Below are 23778 nucleotides of genomic sequence, written 5' to 3'. Positions count from 1 at the left end.
CCATAAAAATTAAATGAGATTGAGCATTTTTATGACTTATTGGCTCAAGTCCGTAAGCAAATACTCGATCTTTATCATGCAAAAATATTTCTCTTTTTCCATGATGAGTTGTAAGCTCTATTGGCTTTATATAATAATCTACCATCACCCATTGATCATCGATCCTTTGGGGAATTTTAACTGATTCATAAGGATTTAAATCAAATAAAGGTAAGAAACTAAGGCAATTACTTAAATACAGTTGAATTTGTTCATTTTGTTGAGAATTAAATCGCTGCCCCTGTAATTGAGTAAATAAGGTTTCAAAACCTTTCTGAAACTCTAATCGAAATTCTTTTAATAATATGGGATCACGTTGAGCAAAAATAGCTTTGAATATTTCCCAAGAAAGCAATTCTGTCCATGAGCTATTCCAACCCATCATTAATAGACGTAAGGTATCGCGAACAATAACTGATCTTTGCTCATCAAGAGTCAAACCATTTTTGGATTCAAATTTAATATTATCAATAAATTTTAAATCCAAACCGCCCTTAAAACTTACATATCCCATAATGGTAAGACTCCTAAAAGATTTACTTCTAACTCGTGATGGCCTGTCGACATTTTATTATCAAATAGAATAAAAAAAATCAATTTTGATCAAATTGATGGGAAAAATCAATCATTTTATTCGAAATGACTGAAATATCAACAGATTCTAATCTTACTTTTGTTCCTGTTCTAAAGATTTCACTACAGATGGCCTCGTTTGCATGTGATCCATAAATTGTTCTAAGTGGCTGTATTGTGATAAATCCATTTTAAAATATCTAGCCCATGTGACCATAACAAATAAATAAGCATCTGGTAAGCTAAACACATCGCCCATCAAATAAGACCCTATTTCCAATCGATCATTGACGTGCTTAAATCGAGTCATGATTAAAGGCGTTAATACCTTGGATTTCATTTCATCTGAAACAGTAGGATTAAAAAACATACCAAGAGATTTGTGAAGTTCAGTAGAAATATAGTTTAACCATTCAAGCGTATGATACCTCTTGATATCCCCAACTACTGGTAATAATTTTTGTCCTGCGGTTGTATCTACTAAATATTGGAGGATCACCTGGTTTTCAGTCAGAATATCGCCATTATCAAGAACTAATGTTGGTACTGCCCCTTTGGGGTTAATTTTGAAAAAGTCATTCCCACTGGCTGTTTTTTTAAATCTTAAATCAACCTCTTCATCCTGAAAATTTAATCCTAGTTCATTCAGCACAATGCGTACTACTAATGAGCAAGCTCCTTTACAATAATATAATTTCATGACCACTCCTTTGATTATGGTTAAATAACACTATTTAACTTAGCATAAAATGCAGCAAAAAAATTCGAAAAGCAATAATGATTATGATTATAAGAATGCAAAAACACCAAAAAATTCCGATTAATAGACGTCCATATGGACTTCAAAAATGCATGACAGCAATTACCATTCTATTATCACAATTCTAATATGAACACTTGGTATGCTTGAGATCCTCTTCTATTTTATTTATCAATTGCATAGTAGCTGATTCTCTAATAATAAAGAAATCCCAAAAATAAACTCTTCTTAGAGTCTGTAAATTCTCTTTATTCTCTTCCTTCCATTGTTGAATACTAAGTAATAACTCATCAATAGACTGTTTTTTCTGAGATCCAATGATTTGGAGATAACAATTCTTTAAGCTATTAAATTTCTGCACAGTACTTAAAGTACTTTCATCAATCAGTAATAAGTTCTCCATGCGATGATATAGTTGCCGAGCAATCAAATGTTTCTTTTTATCTACTGCTGAATATCCGATCTGGGGGAGCGGATGTGGTGGTGGAGGTAACACATAAAATGGAATGTTTTTGCTAGGTTTACCATAATCCAACTGCGTCTTATAAGGTAAATTTATAAAGAAATGAGGCGACACTAAAGGTAAGGTAGGACTTTTTGTTACGGTCTTCACTAGATTTATAGCAGTATGTCGACAAGTACTACTTGTGCTAATCTCATGAAGTTCAGTATATAGATCCGGTGAAAGGGAATGGGATGGAAAAACTCGTGCGCTGGTTTGTGTAAAATGTATCGTATTTCCATCTTGAACAAAAGGCTTAAAACATTGAAACCGGTTTTTTTCTGTTTGTATGGCTTCAAGGTAATGAACAAACTCACAATATTGCTCATAGGTAATATCGTAAGCCTGATAGGTGATGGGAGCTTGGCCTATATGTTTTTTTGAAATCCCTTCATCCTTTATTTTTGCTTTGCTGCCCGAAAAGATTGCCCCGCACAGTGCCCCATAACTTTTCAGATATTTTTCCATTCCTGTTCTGTCCGATAAATCAAAAAACTTACCTACCCGACATAACAAATGAGATACCTGAAAATTGTCATAAACACCTAACATTAGAAATGAATGCCATCCAATCTTACATATCGCAAGAAAAAAGTGATCAGTTTCTTTGTTAATGCCAATAATCATAGAAATATCCGACTCCCAAACTAACCCCCTTGCTCCGTTCAGTAATCGTAGCGATAGGTCAAAAAATGAAACTTAAAGTCTCAATTAGCATTGGCCCTAGCCCGTATTTTTTCCAAAGATTCTTCAAGCCGCTTGAGTGATTTTTCTTTACCTAACAAAGTCAAAGTCATATCAATTGAAGGAGACATTCCTGAGCCAGTCACTGCTACCCGCAAAGGCTGAGCTATTTTGCCCAAATTCAAATCAAATTGCAGGCTCACATCATTAATGCACTCTTGAATTCTATCATTTTGCCATTCGTTAAGATTTTTTAAGCGCTCATAAAGCACTGTCAAAGGCTCCAATACAACTGGTCGTAAATGCTTTTTAACAGCATCTTCATTATATTCAATAGAGTCTGTATAAAAATACTGACTGAGCTGACACATTTCAGCTAAAGATTTACATCGTTCAGCCTGCACTACTACCAAATCTTTTAAAGCAGGGCCATTCCTCAAATCTATCCCAGCTTGCTCAAAATGCCACTCCAAAGCTTTAGCGACTGATTCTGGGGGATCACTTTTTTGATAATGTTGGTTTAACCAGTACAATTTATCATAGTTAAAGCTTGAGACACCCCTGCTCACGTTACTTAAGTTAAAACGGGCTATCATTTCTTCGACACTAAAAATCTCCTGGTCACCATAAGACCATCCTAATCGGACTAAATAATTCAATAAAGCATGAGGTAAAATACCTAACTCCTTGAATTGCAAAACACTCACCGCCCCATGCCGCTTTGACAAACGCTTCCCATCATCACCCAAGATCATCGGTAAATGAGCAAAAACTGGAATAGGCGCGTTCAGTGCCTTAAACAAATTAATTTGCCTTGGTGTGTTGTTAATATGATCATCTCCCCGAATAACATGGGTTATCTTCATATCCCAATCATCAATAACCACTGCAAAATTATAGGTAGGATGTCCATCGGAACGAATTAGAATTAAATCATCTAACTCGCTATTATCGACATGAATATCACCATAAACCTCATCATGAAAAGACACTACCCCTGCATCAGGATTTTTAAAACGAATTACATAAGGCACACCAGAATCGGGAAGCTTTTTATTTCTGCAATGCCCATCATAACGGGGCTTTTCTTTAGCTGCCAACTGAGTTTCTCTTAATGTCTCCAGTCTTTCTTTACTGCACTCGCAGCGATAAGCCTTGCCTTCTTCCAAAAGTTGTTTCGCCACTTGATAATAACGTTCAAACCGCTCAGTTTGATAATAGGGTCCTTCATCAAAACTCAGGCCTAGCCAATTCATACCATCCAAAATAGCCTGAACAGACTCTTGAGTAGATCGCTCTCTATCCGTGTCTTCTACTCGTAAAATAAACTGCCCCTGATGATGTTTAGCATATAACCATGAAAATAAAGCAGTTCTCACCCCACCAACGTGCAAAAAACCGGTAGGGCTTGGCGCAAATCGAGTTCTAACAGTCATAATATCTTCCATTGTAAGGAATAAAATAATCGGGCTATAATAGCCGAGTTTACTATTAACCGCAAAGATTCCACTGCTGAATCCAGTGCCTGATATGAAAAACTGCTTTGTCTCTATGTTCCACGGTTTATCCATAGAAATTCCGGATTCTAATCCGGATATCTGGATTCCAAGAACAAATCGCGGGACGCAGAAATAAAAATCCAATGGGATCGAGTCAATTCAGTTTCCATTTAGGTATATCGGACTACTGCTGAATTAAGGCTAAAACCAGGGAGCTATATTGAAAAGTATTGGTATTAAATATCAGCTAAGAATCACTACTCTTATTCCCGCGTTTTTAGTCGCTTTACTTTTTGCTTTTTTTTATAACGGTCTGTTTGGTAAAGATTTAAAGCAACACATGTCTCGGCTAGGCGAAGCCTACATTAGGCAATTACTACCTGCAGCCCAATACGCCATGCTTCGCAATGATTATCGTACTCTGCAAGGACTAATCAATGCTTCAACTATTAATCCAGAAGTAAAAGCCCTGGCATTTTATAATGCCAACGGACAATTAATTGCTTACCGTGGTGGCAAACACTCCATCCACAAGCCATTCAATCCTCCTGATTTCACCGGAGATTATATTGAAAGCAAGCAAATTAACCCTTTAACTATCAATTTCATCGCGCCTATTACTATTCCTAAATTCAACTTATACTCCAGTGCGGAGGTCAAAGACCTGCATACCCCAGCGACTGTTCAGGCCGATGATATTTTAGGTTGGTTATCCATTGACATCGACACCCAATCCTTGCTGATAAAGCGCTATCAAATGCTCATTGTAACTATTTTTATTACTCTTTTTGGCTTGTTAATGGGTTTAACAATTCACTATTTCCTCTCTAAAAGAATTTATATTCCTATAGCTCGATTACGTCGAAGCATGAAACAAATTTTAAGCAATGAATTCGAAACAGAAATTCGAGTCTCCAGCCCAGGAGAGCTGGGGATAATTGAAAAAGGATGTGCTCATTTACAGAAGCAATATCTAAATACCGTGCGTGATTTAAATCATCATATCGAAGTCGCTACCGCTGATTTGCAACAAAGTCTCGAGCTTCTGGAAGAAAAAAATATAGAGCTTTCGCTTGAAAAGAAAAAAACTGAAGAAAAAAGTCGACAAAAATCTGAATTTATCGCAAACATGAGCCATGAAATTCGCACTCCAATGAATGGAGTTATCGGTTTTACAAACGTCTTATTGGAAAGCAAATTGGATCCGTTGCAACTGGATTATGTTAAAACAATCAAATCATCCGCCCAGGATCTACTTAGCATTATCAATGATATTTTGGATTTCTCTAAAATTGATGCCGGCAAATTGAACTTGGATTGTATTCCTTTGGACGTAAGAGGATGCATTGATGAAGTATTATCTCTTGCTAATCCTAATGCTCATAAAAAAGGAATTGATTTAATTCCTATTACTGACATTAACGTGCCCAAAACTGTTTTAGGCGATCCTTTAAGAATTAAACAAATTATCAGTAACTTAGTAACTAATGCCGTAAAATTTACCGATCATGGATACGTACTGATACGTACTAAAATTGAACAAGAAACCGAAAAAGACTATACATTGGTATTTGCAGTTACCGATACTGGCATAGGAATTTCGCCTGAAGATCAAACGAAATTGTTTACTGCATTTAATCAAGCGGATACCAGCATAACTCGCCGTTTTGGTGGCTCGGGATTAGGCTTGGTTATATGTAAAAAGTTATGCGAAGAAATGCATGGTCGTATCAGTCTAACCAGTGAAATCAACAAAGGTTCAACCTTTAATGCGCGTATTAAGGTTGAAAAATTAATGGCTTATGAAATAGAAAAGCATCAAACCCATCGTTTTGCACATTTTAAAATCGTATGCTTTGATGAGGATCCCCTTCATTTGGAAGCATTATGTAATGGTCTGGGATTCTGGGGTATAGAATGTATTCAAACGGATTCCTTTAATAAGTTATCCAGAACACTAACCAAACACAAAGATTGCAAGATTGCATTCATTAACGTAAATCAAGGCAATGAACGACAAACTGCTGAACTCATTGCGAAACACAGGCAGATTCCTATTGTGCTAATTTCCAAATCACCCATAAGTGATTATACAGCCCTTGGGGCTCGTGGCTTTCTTTACAAGCCAATTAGCATCCAAAAGCTTTATGATCTCATTGAGTCCTTTAGCAATGAAAATCAACCAGAAAAAAATACCAATCAGGAACTGGATAGCCTACGAGAGCAACTTCGCTATCTCTATCCAGATTTGCTCATTGCTGAAGATAACCCAGTTAATAAAATGTTATTGACATCTCTGTTAAGTAACAACGCTAATATAACAGCAGTTGATGATGGTGAAATGGCTTTTTCCGCTTGTAAAGATAAAAAATTTGATATTATTTTATTGGACTTGCAAATGCCAAACCTAAATGGCCTAGAGGCAGCCAAAATGATACGTCAAAAATCTTTACTTAATAAGCATTCACCTATCGTACTGATTACTGCCAGCAGCAGCGACCTTAGCTCTGGAGATATGAAAAAGTCCGGGGTTGATTTTTGTTTCCAAAAACCAATAGATGAAAAGCAATTGTTAATTCAAATCCTCCGTATCGCTGATAGAACGAAGCATGCCGCCATTGATTGGCAATTATGTATACAAAAAGTATCTGGTAACCAGGCTCTTGCAGAAGAATTCCTTGCAAAATTTATAGACGAATTATATAAAAATAGGGAAGAATTTATCCAGTTAATGCACAAAAAAGACATAAAAGGTTTGGCTGATGCAGCACATAAACTGCATGGCGCTTGTTGTTTTTGTGGTGTGCCTACCTTACAAAAAAACGTTACGCATTTAGAGAAACTTGCAAGAAAAACAACTAATATTGATAATTTAGCCGAAGCGTTTACGCATTTAATACAAAGTATTGATGCTGTAATTAGTGAATATGAAAATCAATATTCCCAATAAAAACGGAGAAAAAATGTCAGTTAAAAATGCAATCTATGCACAATCAGGCGGTGTGACAGCAGTAATTAATGCCTCAGCTTGTGGAGTTATTCAAACCGCAAAATCATTTCCAGAACAGATTGGCAAAGTCTATGCGGCAAAAAATGGTATCATTGGGGCACTAAATGAAGAATTAATTGATACTTCATTAGAAAGCGACGCAGATATTGCCAAGTTAATGCAAACCCCATCCGGAGCATTCGGCTCTTGCCGTTACAAATTAAAAGACAAGGAAGAAGAATATCAACGTTTGATTGAGGTTTTCAAAGCGCACGATATAGGTTATTTTTTCTACAATGGTGGTGGAGATTCCCAAGACACAGCCCATAAAGTATCTCAATTAGGTAAAACCATGGGTTATCCTATCACTTGCATAGGGATTCCTAAAACAGTAGACAACGATCTACCTTTTACCGACAATTGTCCAGGGTTTGGCTCCGTGGCAAAATACGTAGCCATTTCTACCAAAGAAGCTGGTTTTGATGTGGCTTCCATGGCTGCCTCTTCTACAAAAGTTTTTATTCTTGAAGTAATGGGACGACATGCTGGTTGGATTGCTGCAGCTAGTGGATTAGCAAGCCAAGGTCCCAGTGAACCACCGCATATTATTTTATTACCCGAAGTCCCTTTTGAACCAATCGCTTTTCTAAAAAAAGTTAAAGATTGCGTAGAAACCTATGGCTATTGTGTCGTAGTTGTTTCAGAAGGTATCCGTAATAAAGAAGGTAAATTCTTAAGCGAAGCTGGATTGCGTGATGCATTTGGACACACTCAATTAGGAGGAGTCGCGCCTGTTATAGCTCAGCTGATTAAAACAGAACTAGGCTTCAAATATCACTGGGCTGTGGCAGATTACCTCCAGCGAGCTGCAAGACATATTGCTTCACAAGTCGATTTAGACCAAGCCTATGCTCTGGGGAAAGCCGCAGTTGAGTACGCGATCAAAGGATACAATGCGATTATGCCTATTATCGTTCGCGAGCAAGAAGAACCTTATCAATGGTCTATAGGTCATGTCCCGCTCTCTGAGGTCGCCAATCAGGAAAAAGCCATGCCAGTAGAATACATAGCTGAAGATGGCATGGGCATCACAGACGCATGTAAACGCTATCTATCGCCATTAATTCAAGGAGAAGCTTATCCAAATTACAAAAATGGCCTACCAGATTATGTCCGGTTAAAAAACCAGTTGGTGGAGAAAAAAATTTTATAATACCCAGAGGAGATTTTTGGCATAAAGATCAGAAATAGCAACACATCCTAATTAACGTGAGTGCGACATAAAAGTATTTATGTCTTTTATGTCGCTAAACGAACGTTATCCCAAAAAAGCGAAGCTTTTTGTATGGGATCCATTCAAAATAATCCAGTTCGATTAAGGGCGGCAATATGCAGGACGATATCTGCTAATCAAAGTCCCGCCAGTGCAATCCCAGGTAAGTATTCTATTATTAGCGTCTACAGTAGGCACTAGAGTAATGGTACCATTACCTGCTTTAGCAGTATAAGTAATAGTAATAACTCCTTGTGCACCAATTACAATTGATAACACATTAGCTGTAGGAGCAGGCGTAACATAGCCTGTTTCTGCTTGGTTAGCTGGTAGGGCATTATCAATTAAACTTTTTTCAACAACAGCTAATTTGGCAGCGGAGGCCATTTCCAAACCCTCAACTACTCGTGCCCTAATGATATAATCTTGATAAGCAGGAACAGCAACTGCAACTAAAATACCAACAATAGCGGCTACGATTATTAGTTCAATTAAAGTAAACCCTTTCGTACCCATACCATGACCTTTCGCTCAAGCTAACTTAACTATGAGCAAATAAGATGCCAACTTATTTATTTTTTGGTGCTGAAGTCCAATAAAAAACCGCCTCTAAAGACGGTTTTTTATTGGTAACATATTATGGTCTACAACTGGCAGGTCGATACTTGGCTAACAAAGTACCACCTGTACAAGTCCATGTGACATCACCATTAGCCTGCAAAGTAGGAGTCATAACAATAGTACCACCACCTGCTGCCGCAGTATACGTTATCGTAATAACGCCGTTTGCACCTATTGCGATCGAGGTCACATTAGCTGTTGCGGCTGGAGATACATATCCGGTTGCAGCTTGGTTAGCAGGTAATGCATTGTTTGTAATAGCTGTTTCAGAGACAGCCAGTTTAGCAGAATCCGCTAATTGTAAGCCCTCAGTGACACGAGCCCGAATGGTATAATCTTGATAAGCCGGGATAGCAATAGCAGCCAAAATACCAATAATCGCCACTACTATCATCAATTCAATTAAAGTAAAACCCTTTTGTCTCATGGCCGTCTCCGTAATTAACTAACAACTATAAAAAAGCAAACATAGTGCCAACTTATCACGGGATATTGTCAAGGGCAAATACAGGCGATAAAAATAGTCCCTATTAATTATCATTAAGAACCAGGTAACCTTATCCATTTGATTTATATTGCCTCTTCCAAAATTTATAGAGAGTATTATTCCTTTTATTCTCAAAAATAAATTGATATTAAAAAATTGAATTTTCCAAAAAAGGCATGACAAATGCAAAATAAATGACAATTTGTGTCATATTTTGACAAAATCAAAATAATAAGACAACTAATCATCAAAGCAGAGATATTTAACGTGGCTTGAAATCGCTGCGCTTGATATCTATTATTTTTAAAATAAACTGGTAAGATAACAATCTAAAATATAGACTGGGTTAGAAGAAGATACAAAAATAACATCTCCTTATTTCTTAGGCATATACTGAATGAGTCATAATACTGTCGAGCAAAACAGATGTCACGTAAACAACGCATAGAAGAAAAATTAATTTCTGAATTATCCCCTGTATTTTTAACTGTTGAAGATGAATCAATTAATCATCATGTCCCTAAGGACGCCGAAACACATTTTAGAATCATAGCTGTTTCTAAATGTTTCAATGACCTAACTCGTGTTAACCGGCATAAGCTTGTTAACCGACTCATGAAAGAAGAATTCAATCTAGGGCTACATGCCTTAAGCATGCATTTATATACCTCGGAGGAATGGTGCACTCAACAGTCATCATTACTTAAATCCCCTGTCTGTAGAGATGGGTATAAAAACAAATAATTTTTAAAAAAAGTTCACCTAATACATTGATTTCCTTTATAATGTATATCTTTTTATCAAGTAGAATAGCCGATGAAATCCTGGTCCTCTCAAAAAATATCCGTGCTTGCCTTAGTATTACTAATCACAGGAGCAATTGACAGCATTAGAAATTTGCCGGGTACTGCGCTATTTGGTTCAACACTTATTTTTTTCTTTATTTTCTCAGCCATCATTTTCTTAATTCCTGTTGCCCTCGTTGCTGCAGAGCTTTCCTCAACCTGGTCTGAAGAAGAAGGTGGTATCTACAGTTGGGTAAAACATGCTTTTGGAGAAAATGTTGCTTTTTTTGCAATTTGGTTACAATGGATTAATACACTGGTTTGGTATCCTACGATTTTATCGTTCATTGCAGGAACAATTTCTTACTTAATTAACCCGGAACTGGCACAAAACAAATATTATCTCATTAGTGTCATCTTAACTATATTTTGGTCTCTAACCTTAATTGGACTATCGGGTTTACGTGCTTCTGCCGCATTTGCTGGGTTTTGTGCGATAGTCGGAATGATTGCCCCCATGGGATTCATTATTCTACTGGCACTTATTTGGGTGATCAATGGTCATCCCCTTGCAATTGACATTAGTCTTTCTAATTTACTTCCACAGTGGAAAAACACCCAATCCTGGGTTTCTCTAACGGCAATAATGACTTCTTTTCTTGGTATGGAGCTTGCTGCAGTTCATGTACGCAATGTGGATAATCCACAAACCAATTTCCCTAAAGCCATGTTTTTTTCAGTTTTTCTAATCTTGTTCACCATGATTTTGGGATCATTAGCTATCGCATTCATTTTGCCAAAAGACCAAATCAACTTAGTGGATGGCGTCATGAGAGCCTTTAGCAATTTCCTGCAAGTGTATAATTTGACTTGGTTAATGCCTGTATTAATATTCCTGTTATTATTGGGTACATTAGGCAGCATGATCAACTGGATCATCTCGCCAGCAAAAGGATTGCTCATGGCAGCCAAACATGATTTCCTGCCCCCATCGCTGTGTCATGTCAATGAGCACGGAATGCCTGCAAAAATTTTGATACTACAAGCGATTCTGGTTACCTTATTATGTAGTGGTTTTCTCTTATTCCCCACTGTTAATGCTATTTATTGGTTGTTTACTGCCTTAAGTACGGAACTTTATATGATGATGTATGTCATGATGTTTATTGCTGCATGGCAATTAAAGAATAAATTCTCAAGTTTAGAAAGACCTTTTGCCATCCCAGGAGGTAAACCTGGTTATTATCTAACTTGTATTTTAGGATTAATAGGTTGCACTGTGACTTTATGGGTAGGTTTTATTCCTCCTGTCGATAGCATTAATATTGGTGGAACAACCCATTACCGGATGGTTTTTTCACTTGGCATCCTCTTAATGCTACTCCCTGCCTTTTTAATCTATTTACGCAAAAGATACATTACTAAAGCTAAAGCACTCAATGCTCCAATTGAAAATCATTAGTTTGGGAACATATGAATTTAACGCCATTCCCAGGTTTTTATGTTTTGACCAGCTCCTCAATGAGGGCGAGTCAAAGCGGGAGCCATCAATCCTTATTATCCCAATTCATTCATAGTTGTTATGATGCCCGAATAGCTGGTATTGCTATTGGGCTGTTGTTAGCTAATTACTGTGAATCTTGGGTACCTTTAGGCTTGATGGCGTAGCAAGATTTTCAAGAAACTGCGTAAGGTCTTTTGTTCTCACTTCATCAATGGCTTCTATAGCCGATAACTATTTGGCATCGATTTGAGGCTTAAAATCGGGCCTTTCTTTTTTGAGCTTTGGGTCTTTGTAGGTGGGGAAGCCTCATGAGATATGAAAAACGCTAACACACTAATTCAATTTGAGTTGGGCAATCTATAAAAATTGTTGAGAATAGCGTGAATTTATGAAACCTATATTAGGGCAAAGCGCCCTAATATAGGTGTTCACCTGTGAGCTTAATTAAAATAAGGCTTCAATGTTTGTTGCACATCGAGATTTAATTCACCTGTATTGGGATTAATAGCGCTAACCGTATCACCCAAGTAGCCTATCGCCCAAAAATATAAATTATTAGTTCCAATGCCGCTTTGGGTCAGGTATGGCATCAATGCTTGAGTAAAGAAGTTTTTCCCCTCATAGGATTTCCATGATGCTTCCCCTAAAACTATTGGGTATCCAGCTTTGTACAAGAATCCCCAACTCCAGTCAAAGCGGAGATTACTGGCATCACCAGGAGCAGTTTCCCAACCGGCTACTTCTTTAGGATAAACATGAGGAGAAAATATAAGATGGCCGTTATTCCCCATGTTATCATCACCAAGCAACCAACTGATTACTCCAGCATCAATCCCAGGCACTGCTTGTTGTAACTCATTACTAAATTTTTGCACATCAAACTGGGCAATACCTTTTCTCGCTAAATCCGTATTCAGTAAGGGCTTAAAGTCTTCTCCCCAATTCCCCTTAAATGATACAACTTCCTGGTTTTCTCCACAACGTCCTGGATCACTCCAATGCGAATATCCAGAGTCCTCCTTAATATTAGCTTTTGCAATACAGATTGTGGGATTATCCATATCATCATTACCGCCGCCAGGACCTTCAACAAATAGCAGGAGATCGGGGTTGGTCTGATGAACTGCCTTAGCTGCAGTGGCCACTACTGTTGCCCATGAAACCTGCCCGTTTCTACCTTTGAACCAACTTAATTGATAAGGTTCGTTAAAAATATCTATCCCAATGACATTATCCAGATTACGGGCTTTAATTTCTTGTGCCAACAGAGTTAAATCCTTCTCATATTGAGCCATATCATAAACAGTACCATCACGCATACTATCCCCATAACCATAGCGATGATGAAAATCAACCATAACATTGATATTATGTTTTTTCATTTCAGCCAGCACAGTCCAGAAAGCTTGCTTAGGACTCACTGCTTTTTCGCATGATTGGCCATTAGATTGCCATGTTTTGCAAAAAACACCATTACCCGCGTCAGGTTGTCCTTTGTCTGAAAGCCATTTATTTAAGTCGACCTCACTGGTTTCATCGTAAAGTACCCCTGGTTGTATAGGTAATCGTACTGTTTTAAATCGGACAGCTGTATTGCTATTAACACCGGAATCAGCTATATCCCAAGGTGGTCAATAAATCCATCAATCCATTGCGCGGTTTAGATTGTGGCATCGTGATATTATAGAAAGGATTACTCTGCAACCCTTGAAAAACGTTAGTGTCCTGAAAACCTGACCAGGAAACTCCATTAATGTTAATCTTATTTCCACTCCTGTCATAAATATTACCTTGACTGGTATAATAAGCATTAGCCTTTAATGTGAGTCCAAGCAGTAAAAAACAACTGATATATTTAAATAATTTCATTCTTTCATTCCTCATGAAAATAACATTAGTTATTGTTGAGTTAGCAAAAAGCTCATTATTTAACCACAGAATGAAAATAATTGAACAGTGTAATCATTAAATTTTCAAAAAAATTACAAAAAGACATAATTTAATTGATTTCATTGGCCACTAAATGAGGAAGATTCTCTATGAAATTCTGATCACGTGTGGTTTATGCTTTAGCAGTGTTGAGAAAATACTGTTGAGCTAAGACCAAGTCTTCTTTTGTATTAATATCTTGTAAAGGCTCCTCGCAAGCTTCATCAACTTTGATAGCATAACCAGCCCATAACACACGTAACTGCTCCAAAGCCTCAATTTGCTCTAGGGCACATGGAGGCCAACTGACAAACTCCAACAAAAACGCAGCACGATAAGCGTACAAACCGATATGTCTGAAAGTGTTTGAATAAGAAGTTTTATCATCTCTATGAAAAGGAATTGGGCTTCTTGAAAAATACAAAGCATGATTATCTTGCGTACGCACTACTTTAACCACATTAGGATTATTCAAAACCTCAAGATTATTAATAGGCCAACATAAAGTAGACACAGGCGCTTTTGTTTGAGTTAAAGATTGGGCCACTTGTTGAATCAATTTTGGCCTAATAAAAGGTTCATCACCTTGCACATTTACAATAATATCGTCTGGAGTAAAATTCCCTTTTGCAATAACCTCTGCAATTCGATCAGTTCCAGTTTGATGCGTGGGCAAGGTCATTACTACCTGTGCACCAAATTGGATAGCATGATTTGCAATTGCTTCATGATCAGTAGCAATAGTCACTGTTTTGGCTTGCGTGAGGAGAACTTGTCTATAAACTCGTTCAATAACTGTATGACCATTAAGATCTTGAAGTAATTTCCCCGGAAAACGGGTTGAATGATACCTTGCAGGTATAATCACATGAAAATTATGGCTCATAATTTGTCTTTCTCTTCCAATGAAATTACACGTGCTTCTTGTTCTAACATAACAGGAATATCATCCGGATCGGGAATGCCAGTCTATCAAATTTACAGATAAGTTCCTCTTTTTTTAGCAATAATTTCCCTTTACACAAAGGACAAACCAATATTTCCAATAGTTTTTTATCCACGTTAATCTCCTTGAGTAACCTGATTGCGCACGTATACCGGTTGTGCCTCTGCAATAGAAACTGGCTTGATATTAGCCTTCTGTGCTAAACGTATCATAGCAGATGCCGTTGGAAAAACATTTAATACTTCGCTAATTTGCGATTTAATTTCCTCTGAAAAACTAGCCCAATACAAATCAATACCAACACCAGCTAACACGAAAGACTGATCCGCGGGTAACTGGATATCGTTCACAGCATTAATATGGGCTTCGGCCAACAACTGTTGCTCCAAAAAAAGCCCCCAATACATTTCCTGCATACGAGCATCCAAAACAGACAGAACCGGCAAATTAAAATCACTCTTACTTTCTCGGGCTGCCCAAGCAATTGCTGCTAAACTACTTACAGGGATAAGGGGTAAATCGTTAGCATAAGCCAAACCTTTGGCAATGCTGCAAGCAATTCGTAACCCAGTGAAACTTCCTGGACCGCACCCAAAAATTATTCCATCTAACTGATGAAGATGCCATTCGGCTTGAGCCGTCAGTTCATCAATCATAGGTAAAATCAGTTGAGCATGTGTTCTTTGACTATCCTGCTCTCTACAAATTATTTTATCCCCTACCAGGATTGCAACACTGGCCAATTCAGTTGAGGTATCAATCGCTAATAGTTTCATAATCTAAAGCCAACTCTTTAATAAAATGCAATACTTTCTGTTCATCCCGGGTTCTTGGCAGTTGAGGTAAGCTGGCCAAAATTGTTCGACCATATTCTCTACCTGTCAAACGCGGATCCGCAATCATTAATAATCCTCTATCTGTAATATCACGAATTAAGCGCCCCACTCCCTGTTTTAATGCAATCACAGCATTCGGCAAAGACAATTCATCAAAACCAGATAGTCCCTTATTCTTTAAATAGGCCATTCTACCACGAATCACTGGGTCAACCGGATTAGCAAAGGGCAATTTGTCTATAATCACGCAAGAAAGGGCTTCGCCTTTTACATCAACCCCCTCCCAAAAAGTAGAAGTACCTAAAAGAACGGCATTTCCCAATTGCCTGAATCGAGATAAAAGAATGGGTTTTGCTTCATCACCTTGAATTAACAGTGGGTATTTTAGAGTATTGCTTAGCATTTGAGCAACTAATTTTAATGCTTTATGGCTGGTAAACAAGAAGAAACAACGACCGCCACAAGCTTCTATTACAGGTAAGGCTTTTTCTAGCAAGGCCTCATAATAACTGACATCTTTAGGATCAGGTAATCCGCGAGGCAAATAAAGCAAGGCCTGTTTTTGATAATTAAATGGACTAGGTAATAATAATGTCTGAACTTTATCAAGTCCTAAAGGTTTACAAAAACTATCAAACGTTGACGCCATAGTAAGTGTAGCAGAGGTAAACACATAAGCACACGACTGATGCGCTAATAATTGACTAAACGATTCAGCCACATCATAAGGAGTAGCATGAAAAACGAGAGTATGCTTAAAACGCTCCAGCCAACGTATTTTTTTATTATTTTCCTCAGTAAACGAAAGAAAAGTGGCTTCCAGCTCGAGAAGACGGTCTTTGCATCTTCTCAAGCCAGGGATCTCCAAAATACCTTCGGTTTCAAGACATTGAACTAGCTCATTCTTTAGAGTCAACCAATTATTCCACGCTTCCATAAATACTTTACTTCGTTTGACCTCTTCCCAACTGATTCGATCTTCGCGCACAGGGATGCTATTGAATAATTGCTCAATCAGCTTATCGTTTTTATGGCTCAAAGATTTTAAAGGTTGATTAGCTAAATCCAAGATTGGCCACTCTCCAATCATATCATCCAGTAAATCGCGAAATTGACGTGTCCCCAGACGATCTCCGTTGAAATTGGAAGCAATTTCGGCAAGCTGATGAGCCTCGTCAAACACTACCGCATCGACACCGGGTAATAATTCGCTAAATCCCTCTTTTTTTAATTGGGAATCAGCAAAAAAAAGATGATGGTTAATAACAACAATATCTGCTTCCATTGCTCGTTTGCGAGCTTTCACTAAAAAGCAGGTTTCATGGTAGGGACATTCTGCACCAAGACAATTATCAGTAGTAGAAGTGACGTAATGCCATACTTGGGAGTCTTCACTAATCTCAGGTAACTCGGAACGAACACCCTCAATCATTTGTGACAATTTATCTCTGACGTGCAATATTTCATGAGCACATTGAGGGCTTTGAAATTGCCCTTCCTCAGCATGCTTTTCAACTCTATATTGACAAATATAATTGGAACGCCCTTTTAAGTTTTGAATACGTACTGATAAACCCAATGCTCTAATTAAAGTCGGCAAATCTTTTTGAAACAGTTGATCTTGGAGTGTTTTGGTTGCCGTGGAAATAATTGTTTTTTTGTCACTTAATAAGCAAGGTAACAGATAAGCGAATGTCTTGCCTGTGCCAGTTCCCGCTTCTGCAACTAAAATTGTTTTATCCACAAGGGTGTTGGCAATTGCAGCAGCCAAATCGGCTTGTGGCACTCTCGCCACAAAACCAGGAATTGCAGTAGATAATCTTCCTTTTTCACTCAGAGCCCGCCGACACGTCTCAGCGAACGAGGTTATTCCTTCCACTCTTTTTGCAAATATTGAATTTTATCCTTAACCTCTTCCCAATCTTTAGCATCTGGAGGAGCATCCTTTTTAGCAGTAATATTGGGCCAAGTCTTGCAAAGCTCAGCGTTTAATTGTTTAAATTGTTGTTGATTATCTGTTAAATCATCCTCAGACACAATAGCATTAACAGGACACTCAGGCTCACAAAGCGCACAATCGATGCACTCATCAGGATGAATTACTAGAAAATTAGGTCCTTCATAGAAGCAATCCACAGGACAGACTTCCACACAATCGGTATACTTACATCGTATACAACTTTCTGTTACTACAAAAGTCATAGCAAACCCACAATTTATCTTTAAAAATGATTGCTATTAAAGCATAAAATACTCAGCCAGTCACTATAGACCTAAGGATGGTTTTGCATCCTCAGCTACTTCATTTACCTCTTTGACATTCCTATACATGGAATAAGCACCAAATTCAGCATGAGCTTGACTATCCAGATTTAACAGTTCTCCTGCCGCTTTCCGACAATAAGATTTCATCTCCGCAATGGTGGACAAACGAACAGGATTACTTAAAGCCAGTCCTTTACCAAAATAAGCATTATTAATTGATTCTTCTGAGTCATTTTCCGATAACTCTGCCAAATGCAAGTATTTCCAACATAATTGAAATGCATGAGCAGACTGCTCCTCCTGATTTAGGAGTTGATAACGGATGGCTAACTGTATATAACCATTAGCCAGCAATAAATATCCTGGACATCCATGCCGTTTTGCAAAAGCTTCCAGATTATATAATATGCGACCCAATTTGATTAAACTTTCTTCACTTGCCTTATCCAATTCAATAAAAATTAAATGCAATCGTTTGCGAACCAAATGAAAAGATAGATAGTCAGTTGGTTGGAATCCGGTATTAAGATTCGTTTTCCTATCTTCTTTCTCAGATTTTAATTCATAAAGAAATAATAAATAACCGATAACAAAATCGGCATCATTAATCCCTGGTTGGACTGAAAACGAAACCCTGCATTACTTGGAATACGTAATTTGGCTAGCCATTTTTGCCAAAACTCATGAAACTCTGGAGCTCTGAATTCCTCATGAATATTAGGATAATGGAGATTAAATTCTGCCAGCAACTCGTCATTCCATAAGTTCACTTCACTTATTGCGCTTCTTAATTGATTTTTACTTAAGAAAGAAACCACCTTGTTAAATTTTAATTTTTTTTCCTTCATTTTCTCTCCAAGATAAAAAATCATATAGAATTTTCACAATACTATAAAACTCTGTCTATATTTATAGATAAGGGCTTACAAAATGCTAAAGTAACGCTATTAACTATATAATTAAATAAGGAAAATTAAAATTTTTGTAAATCCTGAAATAAGTCTAGTTGATTCTATAAGGAAATAGGCAATGGACGTTGAACAAAAAAAAAGGATTTTAAAACGTTATTTAAAGGAAAAAAGTACAACACCAGATCATGTCAACTTAACTGACGAAGATCTGGCATCCTATGCTGCACTCGATAACCTATTAGATTATATCTCTCTCCACAACAATGAATTATTTGATTTTTCAACATTGGAAGCAGATGATAAACAATGGACAAAATTTACTGATATACTGAGCTACTCCACCACTTTCTCTCGCGGCTCACCGCCTACTTTAACCAACACTAATGAGCCAAAAGCCCTTTACGGTTTGCAATATTGGCGAAACGCGAGAGAAATTGGCGCATTACCAAGAGATAATTATTATGCCCGTGCTGTAACCCCAATAGTTGATGAAGATGGAGAGCTCAATGAATTGATTATAGAAAGCCGGGGCAAACTGTACGAATTAACCCAGGCATTTCCAAACGCAACTCCTTTTAATCCTGCTAATATTATCCAGGTGAATGCTCAAATTACTTCGGTCAAGGAACAAATGAGTACTTTATCCGAAGATAACCCTCAAAAAGCCGTTTTAGAAAAAAAACTCAATATATTAATGGACTTAAACAAAATTAACCAACTTCAGCGACTAAGTATTCCTCAAGACAACGGCCCGCCTTTGTCATATTGTACTCTTCCTGACGCTGCTGGAGGAGTTACAGAGAAAATTTCATTAATAAGACTTGGCAAAGTAAAAGAACAACTGGGACACCTCCGTGCTCAGGATGCTCTTACTGTTGATAACTACAATGAAAATAGAGGACAATACAAACTGAGTACCGAAGGCATGCTCAAACTACCCAAGCATGGGGATATAAAAGAAGTCCAACGAGAAGCTATGGCACTCAACATCTCAAGGCTAATGAGGCTAGATACTACCGCATCAACAACTGTATCCTACAATGGGCATCCCGCCTTATTCATCCCTTTTGACAACATCAGCCTATTAAATGAATTCTCATCAGGAAAAACCTTTAAAGCAGGGATAGGCTTAAGTGGACAAACTTATACCCATTATTCCACAATTAAACCAGTAGGCGAAGGAGTTCAGTGCGATCGCTTTATCCATGATTTTGGCAATGCCCTCGCCTTACTTTATGTATGCTGTGATACCGATGCAATAGGCGGATATTGTAAAAATAAAGCCTTAAGAAATGACAGAAGTCTTTATATTTTTGACCAAGTCGTTATGGATATCGATAAATTTATTCTCGATTCGCGAATAAGTCTTCAGCCCGATCAATTCATCATGAAACACACACGGCATGGCCAAGGAAGGAATAGAACATTAATAGAAGATTCATCTCTGGTTACTAAATACGCAAGCCTCATGCAGCTTAAAGAAGTAAATCGTATTATCATCCAATATTGTGATCATGTTTCCTGGCTACATCATAAACGGATACAAACTATTAATAGAAGTTTACAAGGGGTTCTTACAAAAGAGGAACGAGTACGGCTCACTGAAGAATTAAAAGACGTCGAAACTCTGCAAAAAGATGCCGAAAAAATAAAAAACAAAATACAAATTCGAATTAATAAAATAGATGAAGTACTGCCTAAAACAACTGGCGTCATTAGTTCGGATGAGGTCCGACAAGCTTTAATTCTAGAGAAATTACTTCATAATCCAGCTCTCTTTTCTGATGATGGAAGGCCTTATAAAAATCCATGGACCACCAGACAAAATAATACGGTGCAAACCATTAATGATTTGAGGAACGGAAACGTACAAATTACTTTTAAAGCTAATGTTCCAATAGAGATAATAGATTTCATTAAGCGCCATGATGGTGGAGATTCTATCACTGTTGCCTCACCTAAAGTAATCACTATCAGCAAAGCTCATCTGAATGGACTTAGAGAAGACATGTTACACCCTGAACACTCCCTCAATTTGTCTCCTGACACTAATTATTTAGCAGCCGAAGATCTCAATATAATCCAAATGGCTTATAGCAAAGAATATAGAGCCAGAATTTTGGATATCATCACAGAATACCGCACAATAATGAATAATGAAGACACAAATACCCCAGACAAGTTAGAATGCCTTAGCCAAACGGAAGACACACTCAAGGCACTTATAGAAACTGCAAAAGACAAAGGACTGGGCATGCATATTCTTAAAAAATTCTATTTTGATGCCCAACAACAACTGCAAAAGTTAATTACCCCAGAACATCTGCCCCATAATATTAACCAAGCTTTTGCGGCAGCCCTCAAACTTGACAAAGTATCTAAGTTCAATGAAGTAGTGAGGGAAGCTATTGCGTACAACAAAGTAACTGATCCTCAATTTACATCTTTTCTGGCGTACTGCATTCAAAGGGAAGCTCTGACAACTAATTATAGAGAAGCTCAAAGGGAAAGTGAAGCCTTATCACTTGAGGCTCAACGAGTCATCAATCATCTCAAAAACCCTGTTGTTCCCTTAATCATTCAATTAGGAGGTCAACATTCAGAAGATAGATTAGTAGAGGTTGATCCCATAATAAATCTTGAAAACGACTTACGGCTTGAACATGAAGTATTAAACTCAGTACCTATATCTTCTGTATCTATTTCTCAACCCGTAGTTGACGAGGATAATCTTGAAAATGGAATTACAACAAAAGTTTATTAATGAATCCTGTTTAAACATGGAATTATGGAGTGACTATGCCAGTACATGAAAGGCGTCAACACTTTCGTATTGATGATCATATTTATTTTGATTATCGAATTCTTGCACCTGGTGAATTTTGTTCTGATGCTGAGATCACCAATCAACTATTGGGCGAAAATGGGCAAAAATACCTGGAAGCAGCCCAGTACTTCCACAGCATCGATTATGAGCTTGCCGAATTAACACAAGCAATCGCTTTTAAAGAGCCCGCGATGGCTCATTATCTTAATCTTTTAAATGCCAAAATTGACTATTTATCTCGGCAAATATTAATGACTAATAAAATTCAATTACGTAAAGTCAACATCAGTTAGGTGGCATGGCATTTAAAACAACTGAACAAATTAAAGAAAAAACCAATGTAAAAATCATCCTATATACAAAACCTAGAATGATACCTATCATTGTTGATGCTATAGTTGTCTATAGCCAATATCAGAATGAAGCCCATTATCGTACGGCAGTAACTTTTTGTCATTTAACCAGTGAACAAGAGCAACTACTTTCCCAACATATTTTACAAGCCCAGATAAAAAGTCGTGCTGATTAAAGCATTAAGGTTAACCTCAATACTTTGAGCAATGGTGTTCATGGTAGTAAATGGGCGCTATTGTGGATTACAACTGTTTTTTTTAGGATAATGTGCCTTTATCATTAAAGATGAGGTTGTCCATGAGTAGAACAGTATTTTGTTGCAAATTAAAGCAGGAAGCCGAAGGATTGGAAAGACCACCCTTTCCTGGCGAATTGGGTGAGAAAATTTTTAATGAAGTCTCCAAGCAAGCCTGGAATATGTGGCTCACCCATCAAACCATGATAATCAACGAATATCGTCTTAATTTAATTGAAGCGAAGGCTCGTGAATTTTTAAAAGAAGAAATGCAGAAGTATTTTTTTGGGGAAGGCTCAGAAAAACCAGCCGGCTATAAAGAAATAAAATAAAGGATGAATTTATGTTTCATGATTTATTGGAATTCAACGAAGAAGTACTCGATGCGATTAACAACCAAAAACCTATTGTTGCCTTGGAATCGACCATTATTTCTCATGGAATGCCCTACCCTGATAATTTAACCACTGCCAGAGAAGTTGAGAATATTATTCGCAAACAAGGAGCTGTTCCAGCCACCATAGCTCTGCACCAAGAAAAAATCCGCATTGGTTTAACCCAGGAAATTCTGGAGTGTTTGGCTGAGCAACAAGAGGTGATGAAAGCATCACGACGGGATATTTCTTTTATTTTATCCCGCAAAATAACTGCCAGCACTACAGTGGCCGCCACTATGTTTTGTGCCAACCTGGCCAACCTCCCCTTGTTTGTTACTGGAGGCATAGGCGGCGTTCATCCGGATGTCACCATTAGCTTTGATATTTCAGCAGATCTTGTAGAACTCTCTAATACGCCAGTTACAGTAATATGTTCTGGAGCAAAATCTATTCTTGATTTACCAAAAACACTAGAAGTTCTTGAAACTTTCGGTGTACCCGTCATAGGCTATGCCACAGAAGAATTCCCTGCCTTTTACAGTAGATCCAGCGGAATACCAGTGCCGCATCGATTAAACTCTGTTGAAGAAATCGCTAATCTTATGCTCTTTCAACAAAAATTGAATATGAAAAATGGGATAGTGATAGCAAACCCTATTCCTGAAACTGCTGAGTTATCAGATGATGAAATAGTACCTTACATTAAACAAGCTCATGAAGAAGCAAAACACATTAGTGGAAAAGCACTAACCCCTTTCCTATTAAACCGAATTGCCGAATTAACCGCTGGAAAGAGTTTGGAAGCCAATATTGAGCTTATCAAAAACAATGCTTTATTAGGAGCACAAATCGCAATTGCCTATCAAAAAAAATTATTTTCAAAAAAAACTTAATCAACTCTTGACTCAAAGCTCATCTCGGAGTTTAATAGCAAGCCTTGAGTGGCCAGATAGCTCAGTCGGTAGAGCAGAGGACTGAAAATCCTCGTGTCGGCAGTTCGATTCTGCCTCTGGCCACCATTAGAATCAATAAGTTACGTAAAAATCCAAAAAATTCAAATTTTCCATGTAGACGCAATGTAGACAGATTAAATTAAAACTTAGGGGACTTCCCGAGTCTTTCCCAAACCTGAGGCACTTTACTCATTAGCACAGCTCTCTAACCCTATAGTCTATAGCTTTCAAAATTTGCTATAATTAAAAATCGATAATAAGCCAATTATTTTATGAATAAGGATGATCAAATATACACCTTAATTGAGTGTAACTCAGCAGACGAGTATATTGGTAACCGTTCACGCCTTCTTTGTCATAAAAACCATATAAAATTTAATAATTTTTGTGACAAGAGGTTTTTATATGCCGAGAAAATTGCTATAAGGA

At 37.5% G+C, this 23778-nt stretch carries 17 protein-coding genes, 1 tRNA gene and 5 pseudogenes; 10 read left to right on the top strand and 13 right to left on the bottom strand.

Annotation, left to right across the window (positions count from 1 at the left end; genetic code table 11):
- From OK13_RS10190 to gltX, 4 genes and pseudogenes are all read right to left on the bottom strand, one after another.
- A pseudogene (locus OK13_RS10190) lies at positions 1 to 553 on the bottom strand (hypothetical protein); the annotation flags it as partial.
- Positions 554 to 706: 153 nt separating this feature from the next.
- Positions 707 to 1312 carry a glutathione transferase GstA gene (gene gstA, locus OK13_RS10185; RefSeq protein WP_035890654.1) on the bottom strand — a complete coding sequence of 202 codons (606 nt, stop codon included), beginning with the start codon at positions 1310 to 1312 and terminating at the stop codon, positions 707 to 709.
- Between the two features lie 184 nt (positions 1313 to 1496).
- Positions 1497 to 2501, bottom strand: coding sequence for a hypothetical protein (locus tag OK13_RS10180; protein WP_035890653.1), 1005 nt, complete (start codon positions 2499 to 2501; stop codon positions 1497 to 1499).
- Positions 2502 to 2581: 80 nt separating this feature from the next.
- Entirely contained in the window at positions 2582 to 3994 is a 1413-nt protein-coding gene (gene gltX, locus OK13_RS10175; RefSeq protein WP_035890657.1) for a glutamate--tRNA ligase, read from the bottom strand.
- Positions 3995 to 4274: 280 nt separating this feature from the next.
- Here gltX and letS point away from each other — a divergent pair, with 280 nt between their 5' ends.
- Positions 4275 to 7007 (top strand): two-component system sensor histidine kinase LetS, encoded by a 2733-nt coding sequence (gene letS, locus OK13_RS10170; protein ID WP_152571664.1) that lies wholly within the window; start codon positions 4275 to 4277, stop codon positions 7005 to 7007.
- A gap of 13 nt (positions 7008 to 7020) precedes the next feature.
- Positions 7021 to 8259: a 6-phosphofructokinase gene (locus OK13_RS10165; protein ID WP_035890656.1), complete on the top strand. Its 1239-nt coding sequence runs from the start codon at positions 7021 to 7023 to the stop codon at positions 8257 to 8259.
- Between the two features lie 162 nt (positions 8260 to 8421).
- Here OK13_RS10165 and OK13_RS10160 read toward each other — a convergent pair whose 3' ends face one another.
- Positions 8422 to 8835 (bottom strand): pilin, encoded by a 414-nt coding sequence (locus tag OK13_RS10160; RefSeq protein WP_035890651.1) that lies wholly within the window; start codon positions 8833 to 8835, stop codon positions 8422 to 8424.
- Positions 8836 to 8956: 121 nt separating this feature from the next.
- The gene (locus OK13_RS10155) at positions 8957 to 9367 is read right to left on the bottom strand and encodes a pilin (protein WP_035890650.1); all 411 of its coding nucleotides are present in this window, start codon (positions 9365 to 9367) and stop codon (positions 8957 to 8959) included.
- A gap of 486 nt (positions 9368 to 9853) precedes the next feature.
- On the opposite strand from OK13_RS10155, the gene OK13_RS10150 reads away from it, so the two are divergent.
- From OK13_RS10150 to OK13_RS10140, 3 genes are all read left to right on the top strand, one after another.
- Complete coding sequence (locus OK13_RS10150) at positions 9854 to 10171, top strand: BolA family protein (RefSeq protein WP_035890649.1); 318 nt, start codon at positions 9854 to 9856, stop codon at positions 10169 to 10171.
- A gap of 72 nt (positions 10172 to 10243) precedes the next feature.
- Positions 10244 to 11674 carry an APC family permease gene (locus OK13_RS10145; protein ID WP_035890648.1) on the top strand — a complete coding sequence of 477 codons (1431 nt, stop codon included), beginning with the start codon at positions 10244 to 10246 and terminating at the stop codon, positions 11672 to 11674.
- A gap of 11 nt (positions 11675 to 11685) precedes the next feature.
- Entirely contained in the window at positions 11686 to 11880 is a 195-nt protein-coding gene (locus OK13_RS10140; RefSeq protein WP_035890647.1) for a hypothetical protein, read from the top strand.
- A gap of 276 nt (positions 11881 to 12156) precedes the next feature.
- Here OK13_RS10140 and OK13_RS10135 read toward each other — a convergent pair.
- The 7 genes and pseudogenes from OK13_RS10135 to OK13_RS10105 form a co-directional block, all read right to left on the bottom strand.
- A pseudogene (locus OK13_RS10135) lies at positions 12157 to 13585 on the bottom strand (cellulase family glycosylhydrolase).
- 193 nt (positions 13586 to 13778) lie between these two features.
- On the bottom strand, positions 13779 to 14531 hold the full coding sequence (gene kdsB / locus OK13_RS10130; protein WP_035890646.1) for a 3-deoxy-manno-octulosonate cytidylyltransferase: 753 nt from the start codon (positions 14529 to 14531) through the stop codon (positions 13779 to 13781).
- A pseudogene (locus OK13_RS10125) lies at positions 14528 to 14706 on the bottom strand (Trm112 family protein). Before OK13_RS10125 ends, kdsB begins: the two are co-directional and overlap by 4 nt.
- Before the next feature lies 1 nt (position 14707).
- Positions 14708 to 15370, bottom strand: coding sequence for a tRNA (adenosine(37)-N6)-threonylcarbamoyltransferase complex dimerization subunit type 1 TsaB (gene tsaB / locus OK13_RS10120; RefSeq protein WP_081964912.1), 663 nt, complete (start codon positions 15368 to 15370; stop codon positions 14708 to 14710).
- Positions 15348 to 17306: a DNA repair helicase YoaA gene (locus OK13_RS10115; RefSeq protein WP_035890644.1), complete on the bottom strand. Its 1959-nt coding sequence runs from the start codon at positions 17304 to 17306 to the stop codon at positions 15348 to 15350. Before OK13_RS10115 ends, tsaB begins: the two co-directional genes overlap by 23 nt.
- Positions 17294 to 17629 (bottom strand): ferredoxin FdxA, encoded by a 336-nt coding sequence (fdxA, locus tag OK13_RS10110; protein ID WP_035890643.1) that lies wholly within the window; start codon positions 17627 to 17629, stop codon positions 17294 to 17296. The genes OK13_RS10115 and fdxA overlap by 13 nt, the downstream gene beginning before the upstream one ends.
- A 63-nt stretch (positions 17630 to 17692) precedes the next feature.
- Positions 17693 to 18540, bottom strand: a pseudogene (locus tag OK13_RS10105) (DUF5630 domain-containing protein).
- A gap of 181 nt (positions 18541 to 18721) precedes the next feature.
- Here OK13_RS10105 and OK13_RS10095 point away from each other — a divergent pair.
- The 5 genes and pseudogenes from OK13_RS10095 (at position 18722) to OK13_RS10075 (ending at position 23415) form a co-directional block, all read left to right on the top strand.
- Positions 18722 to 21367 (top strand): hypothetical protein, encoded by a 2646-nt coding sequence (locus OK13_RS10095; protein ID WP_035890640.1) that lies wholly within the window; start codon positions 18722 to 18724, stop codon positions 21365 to 21367.
- 35 nt (positions 21368 to 21402) lie between these two features.
- Positions 21403 to 21959, top strand: a pseudogene (locus OK13_RS10090) (PilZ domain-containing protein).
- Between the two features lie 122 nt (positions 21960 to 22081).
- On the top strand, positions 22082 to 22351 hold the full coding sequence (locus OK13_RS10085) for an oxidative damage protection protein (protein WP_035890639.1): 270 nt from the start codon (positions 22082 to 22084) through the stop codon (positions 22349 to 22351).
- An 11-nt stretch (positions 22352 to 22362) separates the two neighbouring features.
- Positions 22363 to 23289 carry a pseudouridine-5'-phosphate glycosidase gene (locus OK13_RS10080; RefSeq protein ID WP_035890638.1) on the top strand — a complete coding sequence of 309 codons (927 nt, stop codon included), beginning with the start codon at positions 22363 to 22365 and terminating at the stop codon, positions 23287 to 23289.
- Between the two features lie 50 nt (positions 23290 to 23339).
- Positions 23340 to 23415: transfer RNA gene (locus tag OK13_RS10075), tRNA-Phe, on the top strand.
- Positions 23416 to 23778 lie beyond the last annotated feature (363 nt).

It is taken from the genome of Legionella norrlandica, assembly GCF_000770585.1.
Lineage (GTDB): Bacteria > Pseudomonadota > Gammaproteobacteria > Legionellales > Legionellaceae > Legionella > Legionella norrlandica.
The sequence above is the reverse complement of the archived record's forward strand: the minus strand, read 5'-3'. Positions and strand labels throughout refer to the sequence as shown.